This window comes from Acinetobacter sp. WCHAc010052 (assembly GCF_002165295.2).
Classification (GTDB): domain Bacteria; phylum Pseudomonadota; class Gammaproteobacteria; order Pseudomonadales; family Moraxellaceae; genus Acinetobacter; species Acinetobacter chinensis.
Window position 1 is genome coordinate 708,894 of the sequence record NZ_CP032143.1, and the last position, 21,020, is coordinate 729,913.

The 21,020-nt window shown below is 42.8% G+C and carries 24 protein-coding genes; 19 read left to right on the forward strand and 5 right to left on the reverse strand.

What is annotated here, in order from left to right:
* Positions 1–16 precede the first annotated feature (16 nt).
* Positions 17–1,003, forward strand: coding sequence for a diaminopimelate dehydrogenase (locus CDG61_RS03865; RefSeq protein ID WP_087551619.1), 987 nt, complete (start codon positions 17–19; stop codon positions 1,001–1,003).
* A gap of 157 nt (positions 1,004–1,160) precedes the next feature.
* Positions 1,161–1,514 (forward strand): DMT family transporter, encoded by a 354-nt coding sequence (locus tag CDG61_RS03870; RefSeq protein WP_087551589.1) that lies wholly within the window; start codon positions 1,161–1,163, stop codon positions 1,512–1,514.
* A 33-nt stretch (positions 1,515–1,547) separates the two neighbouring features.
* Here CDG61_RS03870 and CDG61_RS03875 read toward each other — a convergent pair whose 3' ends face one another.
* The 4 genes from CDG61_RS03875 to CDG61_RS03890 form a co-directional block, all read right to left on the reverse strand.
* Entirely contained in the window at positions 1,548–2,168 is a 621-nt protein-coding gene (locus tag CDG61_RS03875; protein WP_087551588.1) for a rhomboid family intramembrane serine protease, read from the reverse strand.
* Positions 2,169–2,247: 79 nt separating this feature from the next.
* On the reverse strand, positions 2,248–2,688 hold the full coding sequence (locus CDG61_RS03880) for a VOC family protein (protein ID WP_087551587.1): 441 nt from the start codon (positions 2,686–2,688) through the stop codon (positions 2,248–2,250).
* Positions 2,689–2,844: 156 nt separating this feature from the next.
* Positions 2,845–4,020 carry a thiolase family protein gene (locus CDG61_RS03885; protein ID WP_087551586.1) on the reverse strand — a complete coding sequence of 392 codons (1,176 nt, stop codon included), beginning with the start codon at positions 4,018–4,020 and terminating at the stop codon, positions 2,845–2,847.
* Positions 4,021–4,125: 105 nt separating this feature from the next.
* A complete protein-coding gene (locus tag CDG61_RS03890; protein WP_227542925.1) occupies positions 4,126–4,653 on the reverse strand; it encodes a GspH/FimT family pseudopilin in 528 nt (175 codons plus the stop codon).
* A 374-nt stretch (positions 4,654–5,027) separates the two neighbouring features.
* Between CDG61_RS03890 and omp38 the strand changes: the two genes are divergently transcribed.
* Entirely contained in the window at positions 5,028–6,077 is a 1,050-nt protein-coding gene (gene omp38, locus CDG61_RS03895; RefSeq protein ID WP_087551585.1) for an outer membrane protein Omp38, read from the forward strand.
* A gap of 198 nt (positions 6,078–6,275) precedes the next feature.
* Here the strand turns inward: omp38 and CDG61_RS03900 are convergent, their stop codons facing one another.
* Complete coding sequence (locus CDG61_RS03900) at positions 6,276–6,824, reverse strand: NUDIX hydrolase (protein ID WP_087513829.1); 549 nt, start codon at positions 6,822–6,824, stop codon at positions 6,276–6,278.
* Between the two features lie 123 nt (positions 6,825–6,947).
* Here CDG61_RS03900 and CDG61_RS03905 point away from each other — a divergent pair, with 123 nt between their 5' ends.
* The 16 genes from CDG61_RS03905 to sugE (CDG61_RS03980) all read left to right on the forward strand — a co-directional run bounded on the left by CDG61_RS03905 (position 6,948) and on the right by sugE (CDG61_RS03980) (position 21,005).
* On the forward strand, positions 6,948–7,556 hold the full coding sequence (locus CDG61_RS03905; RefSeq protein WP_087551584.1) for a CoA pyrophosphatase: 609 nt from the start codon (positions 6,948–6,950) through the stop codon (positions 7,554–7,556).
* Positions 7,557–7,580: 24 nt separating this feature from the next.
* On the forward strand, positions 7,581–8,111 hold the full coding sequence (locus CDG61_RS03910) for a gamma carbonic anhydrase family protein (RefSeq protein WP_087551583.1): 531 nt from the start codon (positions 7,581–7,583) through the stop codon (positions 8,109–8,111).
* 132 nt (positions 8,112–8,243) lie between these two features.
* A complete protein-coding gene (gene tsaB / locus CDG61_RS03915; protein WP_087551582.1) occupies positions 8,244–8,909 on the forward strand; it encodes a tRNA (adenosine(37)-N6)-threonylcarbamoyltransferase complex dimerization subunit type 1 TsaB in 666 nt (221 codons plus the stop codon).
* Positions 8,910–8,921: 12 nt separating this feature from the next.
* A complete protein-coding gene (locus CDG61_RS03920) occupies positions 8,922–9,746 on the forward strand; it encodes an undecaprenyl-diphosphate phosphatase (protein ID WP_087551581.1) in 825 nt (274 codons plus the stop codon).
* Positions 9,740–10,552: a class I SAM-dependent methyltransferase gene (locus CDG61_RS03925; RefSeq protein ID WP_087551580.1), complete on the forward strand. Its 813-nt coding sequence runs from the start codon at positions 9,740–9,742 to the stop codon at positions 10,550–10,552. The genes CDG61_RS03920 and CDG61_RS03925 overlap by 7 nt, the downstream gene beginning before the upstream one ends.
* A 132-nt stretch (positions 10,553–10,684) precedes the next feature.
* Positions 10,685–12,106, forward strand: coding sequence for a C13 family peptidase (locus CDG61_RS03930; RefSeq protein WP_087551579.1), 1,422 nt, complete (start codon positions 10,685–10,687; stop codon positions 12,104–12,106).
* Between the two features lie 28 nt (positions 12,107–12,134).
* Positions 12,135–12,971: an S-formylglutathione hydrolase gene (gene fghA, locus CDG61_RS03935; RefSeq protein WP_087551618.1), complete on the forward strand. Its 837-nt coding sequence runs from the start codon at positions 12,135–12,137 to the stop codon at positions 12,969–12,971.
* Positions 12,972–13,105: 134 nt separating this feature from the next.
* Positions 13,106–14,206, forward strand: coding sequence for a YjgN family protein (locus CDG61_RS03940; protein WP_087551578.1), 1,101 nt, complete (start codon positions 13,106–13,108; stop codon positions 14,204–14,206).
* 17 nt (positions 14,207–14,223) lie between these two features.
* Positions 14,224–15,252, forward strand: coding sequence for a M48 family metallopeptidase (locus tag CDG61_RS03945; protein ID WP_087551617.1), 1,029 nt, complete (start codon positions 14,224–14,226; stop codon positions 15,250–15,252).
* A 128-nt stretch (positions 15,253–15,380) separates the two neighbouring features.
* Positions 15,381–16,067 carry a ribulose-phosphate 3-epimerase gene (rpe, locus tag CDG61_RS03950; RefSeq protein WP_087551577.1) on the forward strand — a complete coding sequence of 229 codons (687 nt, stop codon included), beginning with the start codon at positions 15,381–15,383 and terminating at the stop codon, positions 16,065–16,067.
* Between the two features lie 419 nt (positions 16,068–16,486).
* Positions 16,487–16,894: a hypothetical protein gene (locus CDG61_RS03955; RefSeq protein ID WP_228199610.1), complete on the forward strand. Its 408-nt coding sequence runs from the start codon at positions 16,487–16,489 to the stop codon at positions 16,892–16,894.
* A 55-nt stretch (positions 16,895–16,949) separates the two neighbouring features.
* The gene (locus tag CDG61_RS03960; RefSeq protein WP_087551575.1) at positions 16,950–18,770 is read left to right on the forward strand and encodes a copper resistance system multicopper oxidase; all 1,821 of its coding nucleotides are present in this window, start codon (positions 16,950–16,952) and stop codon (positions 18,768–18,770) included.
* Positions 18,757–19,116, forward strand: a complete 360-nt coding sequence (locus tag CDG61_RS03965; protein ID WP_147387767.1) for a hypothetical protein — start codon at positions 18,757–18,759, stop codon at positions 19,114–19,116. Before CDG61_RS03960 ends, CDG61_RS03965 begins: the two co-directional genes overlap by 14 nt.
* Positions 19,103–20,056: a copper resistance protein B gene (locus tag CDG61_RS03970; RefSeq protein ID WP_087551573.1), complete on the forward strand. Its 954-nt coding sequence runs from the start codon at positions 19,103–19,105 to the stop codon at positions 20,054–20,056. Before CDG61_RS03965 ends, CDG61_RS03970 begins: the two co-directional genes overlap by 14 nt.
* 237 nt (positions 20,057–20,293) lie before the next feature.
* Positions 20,294–20,611, forward strand: coding sequence for a quaternary ammonium compound efflux SMR transporter SugE (gene sugE / locus CDG61_RS03975; protein WP_087551572.1), 318 nt, complete (start codon positions 20,294–20,296; stop codon positions 20,609–20,611).
* A gap of 76 nt (positions 20,612–20,687) precedes the next feature.
* On the forward strand, positions 20,688–21,005 hold the full coding sequence (gene sugE, locus CDG61_RS03980; RefSeq protein ID WP_087551571.1) for a quaternary ammonium compound efflux SMR transporter SugE: 318 nt from the start codon (positions 20,688–20,690) through the stop codon (positions 21,003–21,005).
* The last annotated feature ends 15 nt before the right edge of the window (positions 21,006–21,020 follow it).

Consider the following 21,020-nt stretch of genomic DNA (forward strand, 5'->3'; position numbering starts at 1 on the left):
AAGTGACATTGTTTTTATGCAAAATTCTATTCGTGTAGGTATTGCCGGTTACGGCAACCTTGGGCGTGGTGTTGAAACTGCGATTCAGAAAAATCAGGACTTACAGCTTGTTGGTATTTTCAGCCGACGTGATCCTGCAACAGTTTCTCCATGTTTTGCGACCACTCAGGTTTTTCACATGGATAGTCTGGGTGATTTTCAGGATAAAATTGATGTATTAATTTTATGTGGTGGCTCGAAAGATGATTTGCCACAGCAGGGTCCAATCTTGGCAAGCCAATTCAATACCGTAGATAGTTTTGATACCCATGCACGTATTCCTGAATATTTTGCGGCGGTGGATGCACCTGCATTAGCAAACAAGAAAACTGCGATGATTTCGATTGGTTGGGATCCAGGCATGTTCTCAATCAACCGTTTATTTGGTGAAGCATTATTACCTGATGGTGAAACTTATACTTTTTGGGGTAAAGGTTTAAGCCAAGGTCACTCGGATGCAATTCGCCGTGTGGATGGCGTGAAAGCAGGTGTGCAATATACCATCCCATCAACGGATGCGATTGAAAAAGTTCGCAGTGGCGCACGTCCTGTTTTAACGACCAAAGAAAAACATCAGCGTGAATGTTATGTGGTTCTTGCAGACGGTGCAGATGCAAAAGCGGTTGAGCAGGCAATCGTGACCATGCCTGACTATTTTGCAGACTACAACACCACTGTAAATTTCATTGATGAAGAAACACTGAAAAAAGATCACCAGAAGATGCCACATGGTGGCTTTGTGATCCGCAGTGGAAACACCAGTGATGAACAGAATCAGGTTGTTGAATTTTCATTAAAACTCGACAGTAATCCTGAGTTTACAGCGAGTGTGCTGGTTGCGTATGCACGTGCATGTTATCGCTTAAATCAGATGCAGCAGTACGGTGCGAAAACTGCATTTGATGTTGCACCAGGTTTACTCTCAATGAAAACACCTGAGCAACTGCGTAAAGAATTACTCTAAGACCTTTCAGTCTGTTGAGCAAAAAGGTGAATCATGGATTCACCTTTTTTTTATCACTGTAAATTGGTGTTCAAAGATGATTGAGATACAGGGCATGCTAGTGGTTTAAAGGCACTTGAGCTAAAATCCGCCCATGATCGGATAAATGAAAATAATCATGTCTTTATTGCTTGCAAAAATAAATCCAGGTGTGATCTGGCTGTTGATCGCAATTGCCACAGATGTACTTTCAACGTTTTATTCTGCCAAAGGCAATGGTCTGGTCAATAAAGCAGATCAGGGAGTTGCCCTGATTCTGTATATTATTTCTTTTGCCTGTGCCGCCTATGCACTCAAGTTTATGCAAGCGGGTATTTTATATGTGCTTTGGTCTGGTATCGGCGTGATTGCAACGGCATTGCTGGCAAAAGCATTTTTAGGGCAGCATATTGACCTGGCAGGGTGGGTCGGCATTGCCTTTATTACGGTTGGCTTGACCATTATTGCGCAGTTCTCAAATATTGATGTTTAAAGGCCACTAAAAATCAATGTTTTGCTTAAGTCTTTAAGAGAAAGGTGTTGCTAGAAACTTGTAAAAGAAAGCACGCCCTAAATCTGGTTCCAGCAATAAAGGAAATAAGAAACCATACACAGCACCTGTGATGTGAGCACGATGGTCAATCAGTGGAGAATGTCCAGAGCGAATAGCATACATGCTGTAACACAGGTAAATTGTGCCAAAGAGTATTGCAGGAATAGGGATAAAATAGATATAAATCATTCCCCATGGATTAAATAAAATCGAGCTGAACAGTACTGCATTCACAGCACCAGAAGCACCTAAACTTCGGTAAGAATTCAGATTTCGGTTTTGTAAATAACTGGGAATCGCAGCAATAATAACGGCACTGCAGTAAAACAGGACGAAGCCCATTCCATTTAAATAGTCACGGAAAAACCATTCAATACTGCGCCCAAAGAAATACAGGGTGAACATATTGAAAAACAGATGGATTCCATCATTGTGGATAAAACCATGCGTCAGAAAGCGATCAAATTGCCCATGTTTAATCGCTGAAATATTGAAAATCAAACGATTCATAATGTTCCGATGCTGCCACGCTGCCAACGATGTCAGAATCGTGATGATAATGATCAGAATGGTATGAGGTATGCCTGGAATCATTTCTTATCAATCGTATTTTTAATGAGTGCAATATAACCTGAATTGATTCAACAGGCTATATTGCATTTCCAGTATTCTGCTATTCAGTTTCAAGCTGACAGTTCACCATCCATCGTATCCCGAACTGATCGGTAAATGCACCATACAGCGCACCCCAGAAAGTATTTTCCAGCGCCATTTCAACCTGACCGTTTTCAGACAGAGCATCAAACAGGCGTCGTGCTTCAGCCTGCTCATCTGCATCCAGGTTGATGGAAATATAGTGGTTGGTACCTTTGCTGAAAGGCGCACTTTGCGGGGCACAGAACTGTTCAGTGGTATCCGAACCCATCAAAATGGTAAATGGATTAATTGGCAAAGAAACATGCAGGATATAATCTTTTTCTTTCTCTGAAATATGCGCATCTGGTAATTCTGAATAACGTTTGATAAAAGAAAACTCTCCACCAAAAACTGATCTGTAAAAGTGAAAGGCAGCTTCGGTTTCACCCTGAAAATTAAGATAGTGATTCAGTTGCATGACAGCAGTCCATTTTTGTTCTGAATATTTAATTTAGCAGTGTATTGCTTAATTTTTGCTGAAAAAATTGTAATGATCCGTGATAAAAAAATCCCTCAAAGCTGAGGGATTTTAAATTTACATTTTTTGAAATTTAAGGGGAGAGTGCTTTAAATTTTAAAGAATTTCAATGGCAACCGCAGTTGCTTCACCGCCACCAATACACAGAGCTGCAATACCTTTCTTACCGCCTGTACGTTTTAAAGCGTGGATTAAAGTCAGGATAATACGCGAACCTGTGGAACCAACAGGATGACCCAGTGCACATGCACCACCATTGATATTGACTTTTTCAGCATCCAGTCTGAAATCATCAATTGGGCACATCGTCACCATGGCAAATGCTTCATTGATCTCCCATAGATCAACGTCCTGAGCATCCCAGCCGGTTTTGTTCAGGACTTTCTGGATTGCGCCAACAGGGGCAATAGTAAATTCAGAAGGGTGCTGTGAGTTGGATGCATAAGCCACAATTTTTGCCAGTGGCTTTAAGCCTTTTTGCGCTGCAAGTTCAGCAGAAGCCAGTACTAAAGCAGATGCGCCATCTGAAATTGAGCTGGCATTCGCAGCTGTAATCGTACCATCTTTGGCAAAAGCAGGGCGTAGCGTTGGAATTTTTTCAATGTTGGCATTGAACGGTTGTTCGTCTTTATCAACAATTACATCGCCTTTACGACCCGAAACTGTCACAGGGACGATTTCATCTGCAAAATAGCCTTCGGTGATCGCAGTTTGCGCACGTTTCAGTGAACGGATTGCAAACTCATCCATCTGTTCACGGGTGTAGTTACGGGTATTTGCCATATCCTGAGCAAAAGACCCCATCAGGCGACCTGTTTCTGCATCTTCCAGACCATCAAAGAACATATGATCTTTGACTTCGCCATGACCCATGCGGTAGCCACCACGTGCTTTTGGTAACAGATACGGTGCATTAGTCATGGACTCCATACCGCCTGCAACAATCACCTGAGCTGAACCAGCTTTAATGGCATCGGCAGCCTGCATGACAGCTTTCATGCCTGAACCACACAGTTTGTTAATGGTGACAGCACCGGTGGAATCAGGCAAACCAGCCTGACGCATTGCCTGACGGGCTGGACCCTGTTTCAGACCTGCGGGCAGTACGCAACCCATAATGACTTCTTCAACATCTGTAGCCTGTAGACCCGCACGGGCAATCGCTTCCTTAATAGTGACAGCACCCAGTTCTGGTGCAGTGACAGTTGCCAGGCTTCCCTGGAAACCACCCATAGCGGTACGTGCGCCGTTTACAATTACGATGTCAGTCATTGTTTTCTCCATATTGGATTTATCAGAATTCCGGATTTAAGCAGTATATTGAAATTTGCTCAGGAATAAAGCATCCCCAGTCCCAAACTGTAGACTGCCAGGTTCTCAACAGCTCGATGGTCGTTCCTGTCGGGTCAGCCCCATATCATTCAGAATCACCTTATAGTGATTCTGTGATCCCACACTGGAGCAATAGGTAAATGTTCCATTACTACCGATTGGTAAACCATTGGGCTTTCTGAATGTCAGATACGCAACAGACCCGGAACCCGCCCAGGTCAGTGTGCCATATTTGAGTCCTGTCTTTTCTGACTGGATGACTTTTTCACCGCTATCCACTGCACCATTTTTATTTCTGTCCAGGAACAGAATATAGCCTGTTGCCCATTGGTTCGCCTGACAGCTGCTGCCATCAGCGCTGGAGCAAAGTACGGTATTTGTACGATGTGTAACAGATTGTGACTTTGCCAGCTGGATCACTGAATTAAGAATCTGGACATTTTTTTTAGCTTCCTGAGATGCCATCAGATTTTTGAATGAGGGAACGGCAAGGACAGCGATAATCCCAATAACGGCAATGGTTACGATCAGTTCAAATAAAGTGAATCCATTTTTTCTCTTTAAAAACATCATATTCCCCTTGTTTTTTTTAATAATTTGTACAGAATGCTGTGCTAAGGTTCTGTTTAGTCGATTATTCTTGTCACTAAGATTTTATTACTCAAGTGTTCAGAAAGCTGTTAAAATGAAAGACAAGAGTAAATAAGCTATTCATACAGCCACGTTGAGTAAAAATTTACCGAATTACAACGGAAATTGTAAGTAATTTTGTCAATAATTTACTTGATTAAAATTATCAAGCACTTGGAAAACAAATAAAGTGTTTGTATGATTCGAGGTGACTAGCTTAAAAATAGATCTGGGGTATTTATAAAGCCTATCTCAGGATAGCCAAAAATTTTAGGCTTGAGCTTGAACAACAATTGTTATCTCTGGAGGATAAATCCATGAAAATGAGTCGTATTGCATTAGCAATGCTGGTAGCTGCTCCATTAGCAGCTGCAAACGCAGGCGTAACTGTTACTCCGTTAATGCTTGGTTATACTTTCCAAGACACTAAACACAACAACAGCTATAAAGATCACCTTTATGGTGAAGAGCCAGAACTTCAGGACGACCTGTTTGTTGGTGCAGCGCTTGGTGTTGAACTGACTCCATGGTTAGGTTTTGAAGCTGAATACAACCAGGTTAAAGGCGATATCGAAGATAAAGCTTCTAACTACGGTGAATACAAACAGACTCAGATCAATGGTAACTTCTACGCTACTTCTGACCTGATCACTAAAAACTACGACAGCAAAATCAAGCCATACGTATTATTAGGTGCTGGTCACTACAAATACGAATATGACCTGAAAGAAGATTCATTGAAAGATGATGAAGGTACTTTAGGTAATGCTGGTATCGGTGCTTTCTGGCGTCTGAACGATGCTCTGTCTCTTCGTACAGAAGCTCGTGCTACTTACAACATCGATGAAGATTTCTGGAACTATACAGCTCTTGCAGGTCTGAACGTTGTTCTTGGTGGTCACCTGAAACCAGCTGCTCCAGTAATTGAAGTTGCTCCAGTTGAACCAGTTGCTCCAGTTCAGCCTGCTCCACAGGAACTGACTGAAGACCTGAACATGGAACTTCGTGTGTTCTTTGACACTAACAAGTCAAACATCAAAGATCAGTACAAGCCTGAAATCGCTAAAGTTGCTGAGAAGTTAGTTGAATATCCAAACGCTACTGCTCGCATCGAAGGTCACACAGACAACACTGGTCCACGTGCATTGAACGAACGTTTATCTTTAGCTCGTGCTAACTCGGTTAAAACTTCTCTTGTAAACGAATACAACGTAGATCCAGCTCGTCTGACTACTCAAGGTTTCGCATGGGATCAACCGATTGCTGACAACAAAACTAAAGAAGGCCGTGCTATGAACCGTCGTGTATTCGCGACTATTTCTGGTAGCCGTACTGTAGTTGTACAGCCTGGTCAAGCAGCTCAATAATTCGTTATTGACTTCTGACTTAAAAAAGCAGCCGTAAGGCTGCTTTTTTTATTTATGTTTCTGAAGATATTCAGAACAGTGCTGTAAATAGATACCTGAACCAAAAATGAATGCTCAGGTGAAATCTGTTTCCTGATACAGTCGCATGAAAGTGTCAGGTATTTTAAATTTTATAAAATTATAATTTAGATCAGGGAATCAGCCTGTATGATCCAGTCGCGAACCCAGTGTTTCAAGATGGATTTCAAAGTGACCTTTGTTGCGGTCTTCAAAATAATGTCTTAATGTCCGTTCAACACTTGGAAAAGCCAGTTCAGTCCATGGTATTTCATGTTCGTCAAACAGTCGGCACTCAATGCTTTCTTCACCTGCACCAAATTTTCCATCAATCAGCTGAGCTTTAAACAGCGCATAAATCTGACCAATACGGGGAATGTTGTACATACAGTAGAGCTGTTCGATTTTAATCTCTGCTTCGGCTTCTTCGCGTGTTTCTCTGGCAGCTCCCTGTTCCATGGTTTCAAAAAGTTCCATATAACCGGCAGGCAGTGTCCAAAGACCATAACGGGGTTCTATCGCACGTCTGCACAGAAGTACTTTATTTTCCCATAAGGCGAGTGCACCACAGATGACTTTGGGATTGACATAATGAATGTTGCCGCAATGTGTGCAAACCTGGCGAGTCTGATGGTCGCCCAAAGGGATTTTATCGGTTGTTTCATGGCCACAGTTTGCACAAAAATTCATAGTCATCATCAATGATCAGAGTGTTTGTCAGCATAACTGAAAAATTGAACTTTGGCATCATTTCTCACCGCATGGCTGAAAATTCGGCTATGATAAAATTTCATGAAAATGGATAAATAATCTATGGAAGATCGGTTGTTGACACATGTGCTGCAAAAAAATCTGCGTTTTTCAAAGCGGGTCAAAGAAGCTCACGCAGCTGTGTTGATTGCGATCACAGATGAACATGACCCAAAAGTATTGCTGACACGACGTTCTGTATATCTGAATAATCATGCAGGTGAGGTTTCATTTCCAGGTGGAAAGCGTGATCCACAGGATACCAGTAATATTGTTGTTGCATTGCGTGAGGCTCAGGAAGAAACCGCATTGAGTCCATTTGATGTGCAGCTGGTCGGGGATCTGCCCATGCAGAAAGCACGAAATGGAATGCTGGTAAAGCCAGTGGTTGGGCTGATTCCACCACAGGTTCAGCTGACTGCTCAACCTACTGAAATTGACCGGATATTTTTTGCATCATTGAAAAATCTGATGGATGCACCACCTGTTCCTTACGAAGTCCGTTTTGAACATCAGTCCCTGTATTTTCCAAGTATGCGGGTGGAAAATGAGGTGGTATGGGGTTTAACCGCAAGAATGCTGGTGTCATTGTTTCAGTATGGTTTGAATTATCAGAAAGACTGGCCATTTTTACTGAATTCACCTGCATTTAAAGTCAAAAATCACAGATAAGCTAAAGGATAAGGACGTTGCATCATGTTGTATAAGTTTAAGGAATTTACGCCACGCGCTTTAAATCAGCCCTGGGATGGATGGGTTGCGGATAATGCGACTGTGATTGGGCAGGTCGAAATGGGGACTCAGGTCAGTGTCTGGTTTGGTGCTGTAATCCGTGGTGATAATGCAAAAATTCATTTGGGTAATTTTACCAATGTGCAGGAAAACGCGGTATTGCATACAGATACCGGCATAGATATGCATATTGGAGATTATGTCACCATCGGGCATCAAGCCATGCTGCATGGCTGTACGGTGGGAGACAACAGCCTGATCGGGATTAATGCTGTGGTGTTAAATAATGCTGTGATCGGTAAAAACTGCATTATTGGTGCAAACTCCTTAATTCCTGAAGGTAAGGTGATTCCAGATAATTCTGTGGTGATGGGGTCACCGGGAAAAGTGGTCAAAACGCTGGATGAAAATGCGGAATTCCGACTGAAAATGAGTGCCATGCATTATGCAGAGCATTTTAAAAACTTTCAGCAGCTTGAAGCTGTAACCCTGTAACAGCAGAGAATATTCTGTTTTAAAGCCGGACATTGATCTGGCTTTATTTTTAATAACAGTTTCTGCGCTCGCGAACTGAGATTGAGTGGAGTATCATAGTCACCGTTTATTTATTTGAAAAATAGGTTGTGCATGAAATTGCTGGCACTGGAAACAGCCAATGAGCAGTGTTCTGTTTCTATCGTGGATGAAACTCAGGAGCTTTATTTTCAGCTGGATGCAAGAGCGAAAGCGCAGACACAAACTATTTTACCGCTGATTGAGCAAGGTTTTATCCAGACGGAAACTGCTGCTGCCGATTTAACGGCAATTGCATTCAGTCGTGGACCAGGTTCGTTCAGTGGAGTACGGATCAATGCTGCTGTGACACAGGCGCTGGCATGGGCAAATGATTTACCGGTTATCCCTGTTTCCACATTGCAGGCACTGGCGCAGGCGGCTTATCGGATTGCGGGGCTGACAGCGGTGACAGCAGTACTGGATGCACGTATGCAGGAAGTGTACATCGCCAGCTATCAGCTCAATGATAAGGGCATCATGCAGGCAGTTTCAGAAGAATATTTACTGGATTACGCCAGAGCTGCTGAACAGGTTCAGTTTCAGCTGGTGGGTTCGGGTTCAGATTTAATTAAGCAAGAACAAATACAATACAAAGACTTGAATGCAACAGCAAATGATATTGCTACCATTGCACGCGAGCATGCAAGCCAGAAAAAGTGGGTCAGTGCTGAGCAGGCATTGCCTGTCTATTTACGTGATAATGCCTGGAAAAAAATTCCAGAACAGGGCAAACCATAATCAGGATTTTCTATGGATCTTTTACTGCTGCTTAAAGCAGCAATCATGGGTATTGTTGAAGGTATAACAGAGTTTTTACCAATTTCCAGTACAGGACATTTAATTCTTGCTTCTGAATTAATGAACTTCTGGACCAAAGAAAAAAGTGATGTTTTTGTGATCGCAATTCAGATGGGTGCGATTGCTGCGGTTATTTATGAATACTGGGCAAAGCTTTGGGGTGCTGCAACAGGGCTTGTATCTGGTGAACCGAAAGGGCGTCAGTTAGGGATAGGCTTAATCCTGGCATCCATTCCAATCATGCTGGTTGGTCTGACTTTGGGGCAAACGGTAAAAGCATATCTGTTCAATGATATTTCGATTGCTTTAGGTCTGATTGTTGGTGGTGTGATCATCTGGTGGGTGGAGAAGAATCCGCCGAAAGTGAATGCGCAGGAAGTTGAAAATATTTCAATTAAAGAAGCCATTTATATTGGTCTGATTCAGGTTTTAGCTTTAGTTCCAGGAACTTCACGTTCGGGTGCAACCATTATTGGTGCAATGATGCTGGGTGTTTCACGTAAAGCAGCAACTGAGTTTTCATTCTTTCTGGGTATTCCTGTTATTGTGGGTGCAGGCTTACTGGACTTATATCAGAGCTATCATGTCTTTGAAAGTACGCAGGACTGGACCGTACTGGCTTTCGGTACACTGGTTTCATTTGTGTCAGCACTGATTTTAATCCGTGTTCTTGTGGCTTATGTGGCAAAACGTGATTTCATGGTTTTTGCATGGTACCGTATTGTCTCTGGACTGATTATTTTATTGTTTGCATTAACAGGCTGGAAATTATGGTAAGCGAAATACGCTTATATTCCGAGTCTGAATTTCAGGAAAAAGCACAGCAGTATTCTGCTGTGCTTTTTTCACGTGGGGTTCAGGTCAGTATGGTTCAGGTCGAAAAGCTGAATGCGCGATTTTTGCGTCTGAATCCTGAACTGGCTTTATGTGTGGATAGTTCAGGCTTATGGCTGTGTGCCAGTGGTATGAAAATGCAGCCCGACTGGGTCGCAGAAGTTCCACGTTTAAAAAGAGCATCCTTAAAATCGGAACTGATAGCCAGAGCCTGTAATCTTTCTGAGAAGCCTGTGCTGGTGGATGCAACAGCAGGTCTTGGGCATGACAGTCTGTTAATGGCTTGCCTGGGTGCCAGAGTGACCCTGGTTGAACGTCATCCTGTATTGTTTAGCTTACTTGAAGACAGTCTGAACAGAGCAAAAGAGGATGCTTATCTGAGTCAGGTGACGGCTTCCATTCAGCTGGTCTTTTCAGATTCAGCAGAATATCTGAAGCAGCTGAATGATCAGAACCAGACGGTGGATGTTGTTTATCTGGATCCAATGTTTCCACAGCGTGATCAGAATCAGCAGGCTGTTAAAAAACAGGCTCAGGTTAAAAAACAGATGCAGTTACTGCACATGTTACTGCCTGAAGATGGTGAAATGGATCTTGGTGATGCGCTGTTGCCACTGGCAAAGCAGATTGCAAAACGGGTGGTTGTGAAACGCCCAAGACTGGCAGTGTTTTTGAATAATGAATCAACCACTTATCAGTGGTCAGGCGATGCCTGTCGTTTTGATGCATATTTTCAGCCAGGACTTTAGGATAATTGCTGGTGAATGATTTAATAATCGGCAACGATTTGTTATATAGTTGAAAAACATCATTGCTAAAAACAGCATCAGGAATAAACTAAGAGAGCATTCAAGCAAGCTCTCAGCTGAACCGAAACCCCTATGATTGACTTCAAACCCTCCATCAATTTTTGGCATGATTTTAAAAGCAACCAGACGGCTGGGATGTGGCTTTTTCTTGGATCACGACGTTCATTACAGATTGTACGCCCATCCATTATGCAGCTTGTGTTCTGGGGGATTCTGGGTGGAAGTGCCAATACACTGTTCAGCTGGCTCAGCGCTGGTGAAGTGGGGGAGTTCAACTCTCAGGGATTGGTCAGTTATGCGCTGTGGCCGTTTATTGCTCTCATTGTCGGTATTTTCCTGTCCCAGCGGATTAACAATCCCCGCTTAATGCTTGTTCCGGCTTTATTGTGGCTGGTGCTGGATACGCATATTGCACTGCTGCAAAGCCTGATTCAGTACCTCGGTCTGCTCGATATTTTACCTTATGCTTTATATGACTATCTGCCGACCGTATTTATGGTGCTGTTTGTCTGGCAGAGTCTGGCTGTAGTCTGGGTGTTTGCACGTGAATTGCACTGGCCATGGTGGGAGCGTGCGTTGATTATTGCTGCGACCCTGTTTACCCTGGTGGTCTGGCAGATGTCCGTCAAAAACCAGCCTATCTGGAAAGTGGAGGAGTCTCCACCGGTTTTTGAAGAAGATGCATTTTATGCTCAGAACAGATTGCTGAATAAAGCCCTTGAAACCATTCAGCTGGGTGAGTTTGCCCAATCACACTGGTACTTTATGGGGGTGGCAGGTGCAGGTTATCAGGATGTCTTTATGTCCGAAATTGAACGGATACGGGAACAGTTTGATACCCGTTTTGGAACTTTCGGGCGTTCGATTGCACTTGTAAATAATCCGTCCACACGCTTGAGCCTGCCGGTTGCATCGACAACCAGTATGGAACTGGCACTGCGTAGAATCGGGCAGCAGATGAACCGTGAGAGTGATGTACTGTTTCTTTATATGACATCACATGGTCTACCGAACCGTTTTGAAATGGAAAATGCGCCCCTTGATCTGACTCAGGTCGATCCAAAGTGGCTTAAAGATGCACTGGACCGTTCAGGTGTACGCTGGCGTGTGATTGTAATATCTGCCTGTTATTCGGGTAGTTTTGTTTCTGCACTGCAGGATGACAATACACTGATCATTACAGCTTCAGCAGCAGATCGTGCATCCTTCGGCTGTTCAAATGAAGCGGATTATACCTATTTTGGACGGGCATTCTTTGATCAGGCAATGCGGGAGCAGCCAAGCATCCGTCAGGCTTTTGTTCAGGCAAGTGAAACGGTTGCAAAATGGGAAAAGGCGCAGGGTTTTGATCCATCAGAACCACAATGGTCTATGGGAAAAAATATGGAGCTGATGCTTCCTCAGCTGGAACAGCATCTGTTCCCATCCGCAAAGGTTGATGCTCCTGCAGCAGAAACACAACTGACATCACATGCAGCAGCAGTGCAGCACTGATCAAACATCACTATTTAAAGGACTGATCATGGAACTGGTACAAAATAATAAATGTTTCGATGGTGAGCAGCGAATTTACAGTTTCAGCTCAGAAACACTGAACTGTGAAAGCCGGTTTGGTATTTTTTTGCCACCTCAGGCACTTGATGGACAGAAGTGCCCAGCAGTGTTTTTCCTGGCGGGGCTGACCTGTACCGAAGAAACTTTTGCGATTAAGGCACATGCACAGAAAATGGCATCTCAGCTGGGATTGATTCTGGTGACTCCTGATACTTCTCCGCGCGGTGAAAATGTCGCAAAGGGTGATCACTGGGATATCGGTCAGGGGGCGGGCTTTTATATCAATGCAACAGAATCTCCGTGGTCAGCGCATTATCAGATGGAAAACTGCATTGCTTCTGAACTGTATGATCTGATTATCAGAAATTTTGCGGTACATGCTGATAAAACAGGAATTATGGGGCACAGCATGGGCGGTCATGGTGCTTTAACACTTGCCATGAAATATCCTGAAAAATTCAGTTCAGTTTCAGCATTTGCACCGATCTGTGCGCCATCTCAGTGTCCGTGGGGAATCAAGGCATTTACAAATTATCTGGGAAATGTCCAGGAAGTATGGGCGCAGCATGATGCTGTGGAACTGATCCAGTCCAAAGGTGCACTTTTCAGTGAAATTCTGATTGATCAGGGACTTGAAGATCAGTTCTATGCTCAGCTCAATCCTGCACTGTTCAAGGCAGCATGTGAAAAAGCAGGTCAGAAACTTACACTGCGTGAGCACGAGGATTATGACCACGGCTATTATTTCATTCAGTCATTTATAGATGAACATTTACAGTTTCATGCTGTACAATTGGGTGCTTAAAATTCCTGCATATTACACATGAATTTTATATGATATAAAGAACACGGGCTTCTCTGTTTCGACTGAGGAGCTTTTTTTTAAAAGATAAATCTGAATATTAAAAATTCAACCTAAAATAAATATTAAGGTAAAAAATGCAAAACACAGAACCCGGAATTATTCCTGTTGATCCATCAGTCACAACACCGCCAGTCATTCCTTCGTTTACTCATTCCTCAGGCAATGCAAAAACTTTGGGTTTTAAGTTTTATGGCAGTGCTTCTGAGTATTTCGGCATCTGGATCGTCAACATTCTGCTGACGATTGTTACGTTGAGTCTGTATGCACCCTGGGCAAAAGTCAGACGCTTACGTTATTTTTATGGCAATACTGAATTTTATAACCGTAAGTTTGATTTTACGGGTGTCCCACGCAAAATCCTGATCGGTCGTCTGATTGCGATTGGACTGTATATCGGTATTTCGCTTGCTGCGGGATATTCTCCTAAAATTGCCGGGATTGGTGCACTTTTAATCTATCTGGCTGTACCGTGGCTGTTAAGAGCAACCATCCGCTTTACTGCCAGAAACAGTAAGTATGGCAACAGCCGCTTCTACTTTGGCGGTTCAACGCTGAAAGCATATATTGTTTTCTTTTTGGCTTTATTGCTGACCATTGTGACGCTTGGGCTGTTTTTCCCTGTGGCTATCTGGTTGTATAAACGCTATACCTTCAACCACCTGTTTGCAGGTCAGCTTCCATTTACCATCCATACCAGATGGACGACTTTTATGGGAGCAGTTTATTTACCCCTGCTTGCATTTATCATTATTGTGGTGGCTTTGGTTGCTGTTTCAGGCATCTCCATGTCTTCAGGGCTTGAAGCCATTGGTTCAGGTGCAATGGCTGTTTTTGGTCTGATCTATACACTGGCAATTTTTTTCCTGTTTCCTCTGATTGCTGCACGAATTTATATTGCGACCTGGAAAAACGTGACCGTAGGCAACAGTAAGTTCGATACCAGCTGTAATCAGTGGCGCTATGCGTGGATTGAAGGGACCAATATCCTTGCCCGTATTGTTTCAGTCGGTTTTTTAAGTCCATGGGCAGCGGTTCGCAGTTATCGTTATAAGGTGGACAATCTGACCCTGAATATGGTGGATGATCCCGATCAGCTGTATAACATTGCTCAGCAGGATCACAGTGCGCTGGCAGAAGAGATCAGTGATATTTTTGATCTTGATATTTCTCTGTAAAAATGGAGCAAATGGATATGGTTTCATCTGTCGAAGCAGTTTTTTATGATGGCGTTGTATCCAGACCGCAGCCTGCACGGATCAGTCCTATAGATGCACAGTCTGTCCTGATCCGTTATGGTGATCAGTATGAAAAGCAACGGCGTTATATGTATGAAGATATGACGCTGATTGGTGCGCTTGGCAAAATAAAACCGATCATTGAAATGAAGGATGACGCAAGGCTTGAGCTTCAGCAGGCTTTGCCTGACTGGTTTATGATTGGAAATAAAAAGACCTATCATTCCATCTGGAAGCTTGAGCGTTCTCCCTCACTGATTCTGTTCAGTATCGTTTTTGTCGCTGTATTTGCCTTTGCTGTGGTGAAATGGGGTGTTCCTTTTGCATCCCATCACATAGCCCGTGTGTTACCTGTTGACACCATGAATCAGCTGGGTGAAGAAGCTGAAAAGCAGGTCTTCCGGATGACGGAAAAATCAACATTACCGGCTGCAAGACAGGAACAGATCCGTAAGCAGTATCTGGACAGTGTGGCAGAAGGGAAGCCGGCAAAACTGTTGTTTCGGGCTGGTGGTGAAATCGGTGCAAATGCCCTGGCATTGCCAAACAATACAATTATTCTGACCGATGAACTGGTCAAACTGACCAAAGATGACCGTGAAATACTGGGTGTGCTTGCGCATGAACAGGGGCATATCGTGGAACGTCACAGCCTGCAGCAGGCGATTGCCAGTCTGGGTTTCAGTGCAATTTTAATTGCTGTCACAGGTGACAGTTCCGATCTGTTCAGTTCACTACCGGTGGCACTTGTTGGCGCAGGTTATTCACGTGATTTTGAGTCAGAAGCTGACCTGTACGCATTGAAGCAGATGCATAAAAAGAATGTACCTGTGAAATATTTTTCAGATTTTCTACAGCGCCTGTCTGAAGAAAACAGTGAAGAGAAAAGCAGTAATGCAGTCACAGAATTTTTATCCAGCCATCCTGCAACAAAAGAGCGTATCGCACAGGTCAAAAAATTTGAAAAGCAACTGCAAACGCAGTAACAGGGCAAATCAGGTTCAGTCTGAGATAGCTTCATTCATTGATGGCTGAGTCTGTATTTACATTCTGACGGACCTGGTCTGATTTGTTATAATGGAATTTATCCGATAACAGCCAGCCAGGTTTTTTCATGTCCAAGCCATTCTTAATAGCCCCTTCAATACTCTCTGCCGATTTTGCCCGTCTGGGTGAAGAAGTCGACAATGTATTAGCAGCAGGTGCAGATGTTGTGCATTTTGATGTGATGGACAACCACTATGTTCCAAACTTAACTTTTGGAGCAGGTGTGTGCAAGGCTCTGAAAAAATATGGCATTCAAGCACCGATTGATGTGCATCTCATGGTGTCACCTGTAGATCGTATGATTGGAGACTTCCTGGAAGCAGGTGCGGATATTATTACCTTCCATCCAGAAGCAACACATCATATTGACCGTTCTTTACAACTGATCAAAGATGGTGGTGCTAAAGCAGGCTTAGTATTTAATCCTGCAACACCTTTACATTACTTAGACTATGTTTTAGATAAAGTCGATCAGGTGCTTCTGATGAGTGTGAACCCTGGTTTTGGTGGTCAGAAATTTATTCCTGGAACTCTGGATAAACTGCGTCAGGCACGCAAAATCATTGATGCCTCAGGTCGTGATATCCGTTTAGAGGTGGATGGTGGTGTAACACCGGCAAATATCCATGCAATTGCTGAAGCTGGTGCAGATATGTTTGTTGCTGGTTCAGCTATTTTTGGCAAGCCTGATTATAAAGCAGTGATTGATGAAATGCGTTCTGAACTGGCAAAAGTCGGTGCAGTGAGCGTTTAGAGTTTTTTGAATAAGTTATTCATAAATTGTGGATAACTTTGTAGATAACTCTATGGATAACCATGTTGATAAGCATATGGATAAGCTGAGTATAGATTAATCAAATAGCGATCAATCGTTTATCAACTCATCGTTTTATGTTTAAAAAGAGCTCAAATGGGCTCTTTTTTTATGATTTAAATATTGATCTGTACTGATGGATTGTTCAGCACAGCTATAAAAATATACTGGCTGGAAAGTATTCAGGTGTATCTGCTGTGTAAACCTGAATTACATTTTTGTAATTTGCCAATCACGGTATTACAGGATATGCTTAAAAGAGTTATTCATATTCGCGGATAGATTCTGACGTGTTCACACAACTCTGCAAACAGGCCTGGTTTGTTTGTCTTATGGTTTTCGCCATAGGGTGGAGCAGTGTGTCTGTTGCTTCTATAAAAACCATGCAGATCAGTATGCAGATGCAACATGAGCAGATACAGAATCAGACCAGTGTTGATCATGCAACCATGATGCAGCACATGTCGGTACAGGATATGAAACAGCATTGTGCAGATCTGGAAGCGCAGAATCAGCAGAATACTGATACGTCGCAATCTTTAACAGATTGTCATAATCAACTGATTCAGTCTCAGCACGTACAGCATGCTGACTGTCAGAACTGTGCCTTGTTCTCCTGTCAATCTTCTATTGTCTGGTTTAATACCGATATTCCAAAATTGACTGTTCCCCAGGACAATTCTGAACAGAACTCCCCTAAAATTCATTACCAGGCTCAGCATCTCGCAGGGCACTGGCAGGAAATTCTACGTCCTCCTAAAGCTTAATCTGATTTTCCGAAGCATTATTTTTTTAAATAAATTCAGAAATTAAGGTTGAGTTATGTCTATTCAATTTTCAAAAAGCATCGTCGTCGCTGTTGCTTTATTCTCGTCTACCTGGGGCTTTGCAGCAGTCAAGGAATATCATCTGACCATTGATGAAGGAATGGTCAATGTCACAGGTAAATCCCTAAAACGTATTACCGTAAATGGTCAGTTCCCTGCGCCTTTGCTCGAATTTGAGGAAGGTGATGATGCAGTCATTCATGTACATAATAATTTAAAAAATCAGGATTCTTCGATTCACTGGCATGGGCTGTTATTACCAGGTTTGATGGATGGAGTACCAGGATTTAACGGGTTTAATGGCATTAAACCGAAAGGCGATTTTGTTTATAAATTCAAAGTGCGTCAAAGCGGAACTTACTGGTATCACGCACATTCCAAAGGTCAGGAACAGGACGGTTTATACGGTGCTTTGGTGATTTATCCAAAGGACAAGAAACCACTTTCTGAGCATGAAAAAACTGAGCGTGACTATGTGGTGATGCTGTCGGATTTCCATGAAAAAACCAGCGACCAGATTCAAAAAGACCTGAAAATTTCCGCTGAATATTATCAGGATCAGCGCGAAACTTTGGGTGATGTATGGAAACAGGTGAAACGTGATGGTTTAAAAGCCACGTGGTCTGATCGCAAAATGTGGAATCAGATGCGTATGTTAAAAACTGACATGTCTGATGTTACGGGTTATACCTACTTGATCAATGGTAAAACGCCGGAACAGAACTGGACAGGTATGTTTAAACCGAATGAAAAAATGCGTCTACGTTTTATCAATGCCTCTGCGATGTCGTTCTTTGATGTGCGTATTCCGAACTTAAAAATGACAGTGGTGGCTGCCGATGGTCAGCCTGTGAAACCTGTACCTGTGGATGAGTTCCGCATTGGTACAGCAGAAACCTACGATGTCGTGGTTGAGCCGAAGACAGGACATTATCAGATCGAAGCCGAGTCGATTGACCGCTCAGGTTTTGCGATTGGCACATTACACAATGAATTGACGCCACAATCGCATGGTATTCACATGCCACAAGCGCGCCCACGTGCCATTTTAACCATGGATGATATGGGGCATGGTACTGAACATGCGGGCATGGATCATTCAAAAATGAATCATTCGAAGATGGATCAGGAAGCAGGAAATCATGCGAATACGCAAACTGCGGATCACACCACAATGGATCATTCACAACATCAGATGACTGTAGTAAAAACAGCAAAAACAGCGAAAAAATCTAATGTGGTTGTGGAAGGTTGGGCAAATGCTGCAACGCCACAAGGCGATAAAGCCCTGCAATACAGTGATTTAAAATCATTAACTCCACAACCTGATACCCGTGAAGCGACAAGTGAATTGGTTGTGCGTTTGGGCGGTACGATGGAGCGTTATATCTGGACAATTAATGGCAAAAAATTCAGTGACGCAGAGCCGTTAAAAGTCAAATATGGCGAGCGTATCCGAATTAAATTTATCAATGACAGCATGATGGCGCATCCGATGCATTTACATGGCATGTTTATGCAACTGGAAAATGGTCAGCCTGCCGTGGATATGCCGAACAAACACACCATCGTTGTGCCACCTGCAAAAACTGTGACGGCGTTGTTGACTGCCGATGAGTTGGGGGAATGGGCGATTCACTGTCACCTGCTGTATCACATGAGCGCAGGCATGATGAATAAACTGATCGTTGCCAATGTTTCAGAGGGTGAAACGACTACGACACCAATTCAAAACAATACTTCAAATAGCCAAACAAGCAATGTAGATAAAAGCAGCAATACAGTACAGCAGGGAGATCAACATGCACATCACTAAGTTATTTTCAAAAGCTGTATTGCTAAGTTCGTTATTTTTAATCAGTGCTTGGACGATGGCGCATGAAGGACATACACATGATATGCAACAGCAACATGCTGAACATCATCAAATGTCTAACCATCAAATGATAAATCAGCAAATGCCACAAGGTCATGCGATGAGTCATGCAACGATGTCAGAAGCAGAATGTACACAACATCGTCAGGGTGAGCATGCGCATATGAACCATGCTGAACATTCAGCGCACTGCCAAACAGCTCAACCTAAAAATCAAGCTGATCAAAAAGGCTCAACTGATTCGAAAAACCAAGACTTAAAAGGAGATAATCATGCACATCACTAAGTTATTTCCAAAAACAGTATTGGCAAGTTCTTTATTTTTAGTCAGCGCTTGGGCTGTGGCACATGAAGGGCATCATTCAGATCCATCAACTGAAACCCAAGAGATTGCGATGCCTGCAATGGATCATTCCAAAATGAACCATTCACAGATGAATCATGAAAATATGAATCACGCATCTATGAATCATGGCGCAATGGATCATTCACAACATCAGCAAAAAACAGTTTCTGCTCCCGAGGATCACACAGCTCATCAAGGGCATGATCATCGCAAAGAACATGGGGCACAAATCTATGCGATAACCACGGTGGATAATAAATGGTTGCTCAACGAAGATGGCAAGGGTGCTTTAAAGTCTGAAATAGAAACCCGTATCGGGACAGATGAAAACAAGGTTTTCCTGAAAGCACATATCGATAAGCATGAATCACACGATGCTGAATATGACTTTAAAATGCTCTACAGTCGGATGATCTCCGACTTTTGGGATGCGCAGATCGGTGTGCGCTATCGTGTGGAAAAAGTTGAACGTGATCAGCGCAGTACTGATACTGAAGAAAAGCTGGATGGTGTGATTGGCTTGCATGGTATGGCACCATATTTTTTTGAAACAGATGCTTATCTCTATGTAGGTGAGGACAATTATTCAGGCTTTAGTCTGGAAACTGAACGTGATTTATTGCTGACGCAGAAGTTGATTGTTCGACCGTATTTGAATGTCGATGTGGTATTTAATGATGAGTCTAAATATGCCAAAAAATCAGGTTTAAGTGCTGTCACAACAGGGATTGAAACCCGTTATGAGATCAGTAAAAAAGTCATGCCTTATATCGATATTGCTTATGAATATTCCAAAGGCAATGATGCAACGCCGTGGCAAGTTGAAAGTGATTCTGAAAAGGGTTGGCTCTATGGTGCAGGGATCAGGTTTAAGTTTTAGACCTGAACTTTGATGTTTTAAATAATGAACTATTTTAGGGCTTTAACAATTAAAGCCCTAGATTTTATAGGTGTATTTTGGGTCAAGTTTTGTAAATCATGCCCAAATATGTCGCAAAATCAGTTAGTATTTAATTATTCAAAGGAGGAACGACCTCCCTTCGTGCTTTATTTCTAAAAATTGCACCAAGAAAAATCGTCAGGACGACCTGACTCTAATTAAAATTTGGAGGTCGTCATGGCTTGGATCGTTCTTATTTTTGCAGGTGTCTTTGAAATCGTTTGGGCATATACCATGAAAATGTCCGAGGGTTTCACAAAGCTCACACCGAGCGTTATCACTATATTTTTCATGATCTTAAGTTTTGGTCTTTTGGCGTATGCCATGAAAACATTGCCGTTGGGGACTGCCTATACCATCTGGACAGGAATCGGAGCGATTGGTTCATTCTTGGTCGGGATCTTTATTTTAGGTGAACCAACCTCTGCCATGCGTATGCTCGCTGCTGTTTTGATCATTTCAGGTCTGGTATTGATGAAACTCTCATCTTCATAAGTTTAAATGTAAATTAATTTTGGACAGTAAGGTTGAATTATTCGCCTTACTGTTTTTCGTATGTAAGGAATAAATTATGGCTTGGGTGTTGTTGGTTGTTGCGGGTTTACTGGAAGTAGTCTGGGCATATTTTATGAAAGTGTCTGATGGATTCAGTAAACTGACACCAAGTATTTTGACCATTGTTTTCATGATTGCAAGTTTTGCATTATTGTCCTATGCCATGAAAACGTTACCGCTCGGTACTGCATATACTGTGTGGACAGGGATTGGCGCAGTGGGTTCATTTGCAGTCGGGATTTTCTTTTTAGGTGAACCTGCATCTGCTATGCGTATGTTGGCTGCGGTTTTAATCATTTCTGGGTTAATATTGATGAAACTCTCATCATCTTAATGCGTATTGGTTCAA

Coding starts and splice junctions, on each gene's coding strand:
- CDG61_RS03865 (WP_087551619.1), top strand. CDS start 17: ATGCAAAATTCTATTCGTGTAGGTATTGCCGGTTACGGCAACCTTGGG.
- CDG61_RS03870 (WP_087551589.1), top strand. CDS start 1,161: ATGTCTTTATTGCTTGCAAAAATAAATCCAGGTGTGATCTGGCTGTTG.
- CDG61_RS03875 (WP_087551588.1), bottom strand. CDS start 2,168: ATGATTCCAGGCATACCTCATACCATTCTGATCATTATCATCACGATT.
- CDG61_RS03880 (WP_087551587.1), bottom strand. CDS start 2,688: ATGCAACTGAATCACTATCTTAATTTTCAGGGTGAAACCGAAGCTGCC.
- CDG61_RS03885 (WP_087551586.1), bottom strand. CDS start 4,020: ATGACTGACATCGTAATTGTAAACGGCGCACGTACCGCTATGGGTGGT.
- CDG61_RS03890 (WP_227542925.1), bottom strand. CDS start 4,653: ATGATGTTTTTAAAGAGAAAAAATGGATTCACTTTATTTGAACTGATC.
- omp38 (WP_087551585.1), top strand. CDS start 5,028: ATGAAAATGAGTCGTATTGCATTAGCAATGCTGGTAGCTGCTCCATTA.
- CDG61_RS03900 (WP_087513829.1), bottom strand. CDS start 6,824: ATGAATTTTTGTGCAAACTGTGGCCATGAAACAACCGATAAAATCCCT.
- CDG61_RS03905 (WP_087551584.1), top strand. CDS start 6,948: ATGGAAGATCGGTTGTTGACACATGTGCTGCAAAAAAATCTGCGTTTT.
- CDG61_RS03910 (WP_087551583.1), top strand. CDS start 7,581: ATGTTGTATAAGTTTAAGGAATTTACGCCACGCGCTTTAAATCAGCCC.
- tsaB (WP_087551582.1), top strand. CDS start 8,244: ATGAAATTGCTGGCACTGGAAACAGCCAATGAGCAGTGTTCTGTTTCT.
- CDG61_RS03920 (WP_087551581.1), top strand. CDS start 8,922: ATGGATCTTTTACTGCTGCTTAAAGCAGCAATCATGGGTATTGTTGAA.
- CDG61_RS03925 (WP_087551580.1), top strand. CDS start 9,740: ATGGTAAGCGAAATACGCTTATATTCCGAGTCTGAATTTCAGGAAAAA.
- CDG61_RS03930 (WP_087551579.1), top strand. CDS start 10,685: ATGATTGACTTCAAACCCTCCATCAATTTTTGGCATGATTTTAAAAGC.
- fghA (WP_087551618.1), top strand. CDS start 12,135: ATGGAACTGGTACAAAATAATAAATGTTTCGATGGTGAGCAGCGAATT.
- CDG61_RS03940 (WP_087551578.1), top strand. CDS start 13,106: ATGCAAAACACAGAACCCGGAATTATTCCTGTTGATCCATCAGTCACA.
- CDG61_RS03945 (WP_087551617.1), top strand. CDS start 14,224: ATGGTTTCATCTGTCGAAGCAGTTTTTTATGATGGCGTTGTATCCAGA.
- rpe (WP_087551577.1), top strand. CDS start 15,381: ATGTCCAAGCCATTCTTAATAGCCCCTTCAATACTCTCTGCCGATTTT.
- CDG61_RS03960 (WP_087551575.1), top strand. CDS start 16,950: ATGTCTATTCAATTTTCAAAAAGCATCGTCGTCGCTGTTGCTTTATTC.
- CDG61_RS03965 (WP_147387767.1), top strand. CDS start 18,757: ATGCACATCACTAAGTTATTTTCAAAAGCTGTATTGCTAAGTTCGTTA.
- CDG61_RS03970 (WP_087551573.1), top strand. CDS start 19,103: ATGCACATCACTAAGTTATTTCCAAAAACAGTATTGGCAAGTTCTTTA.
- sugE (WP_087551572.1), top strand. CDS start 20,294: ATGGCTTGGATCGTTCTTATTTTTGCAGGTGTCTTTGAAATCGTTTGG.
- sugE (WP_087551571.1), top strand. CDS start 20,688: ATGGCTTGGGTGTTGTTGGTTGTTGCGGGTTTACTGGAAGTAGTCTGG.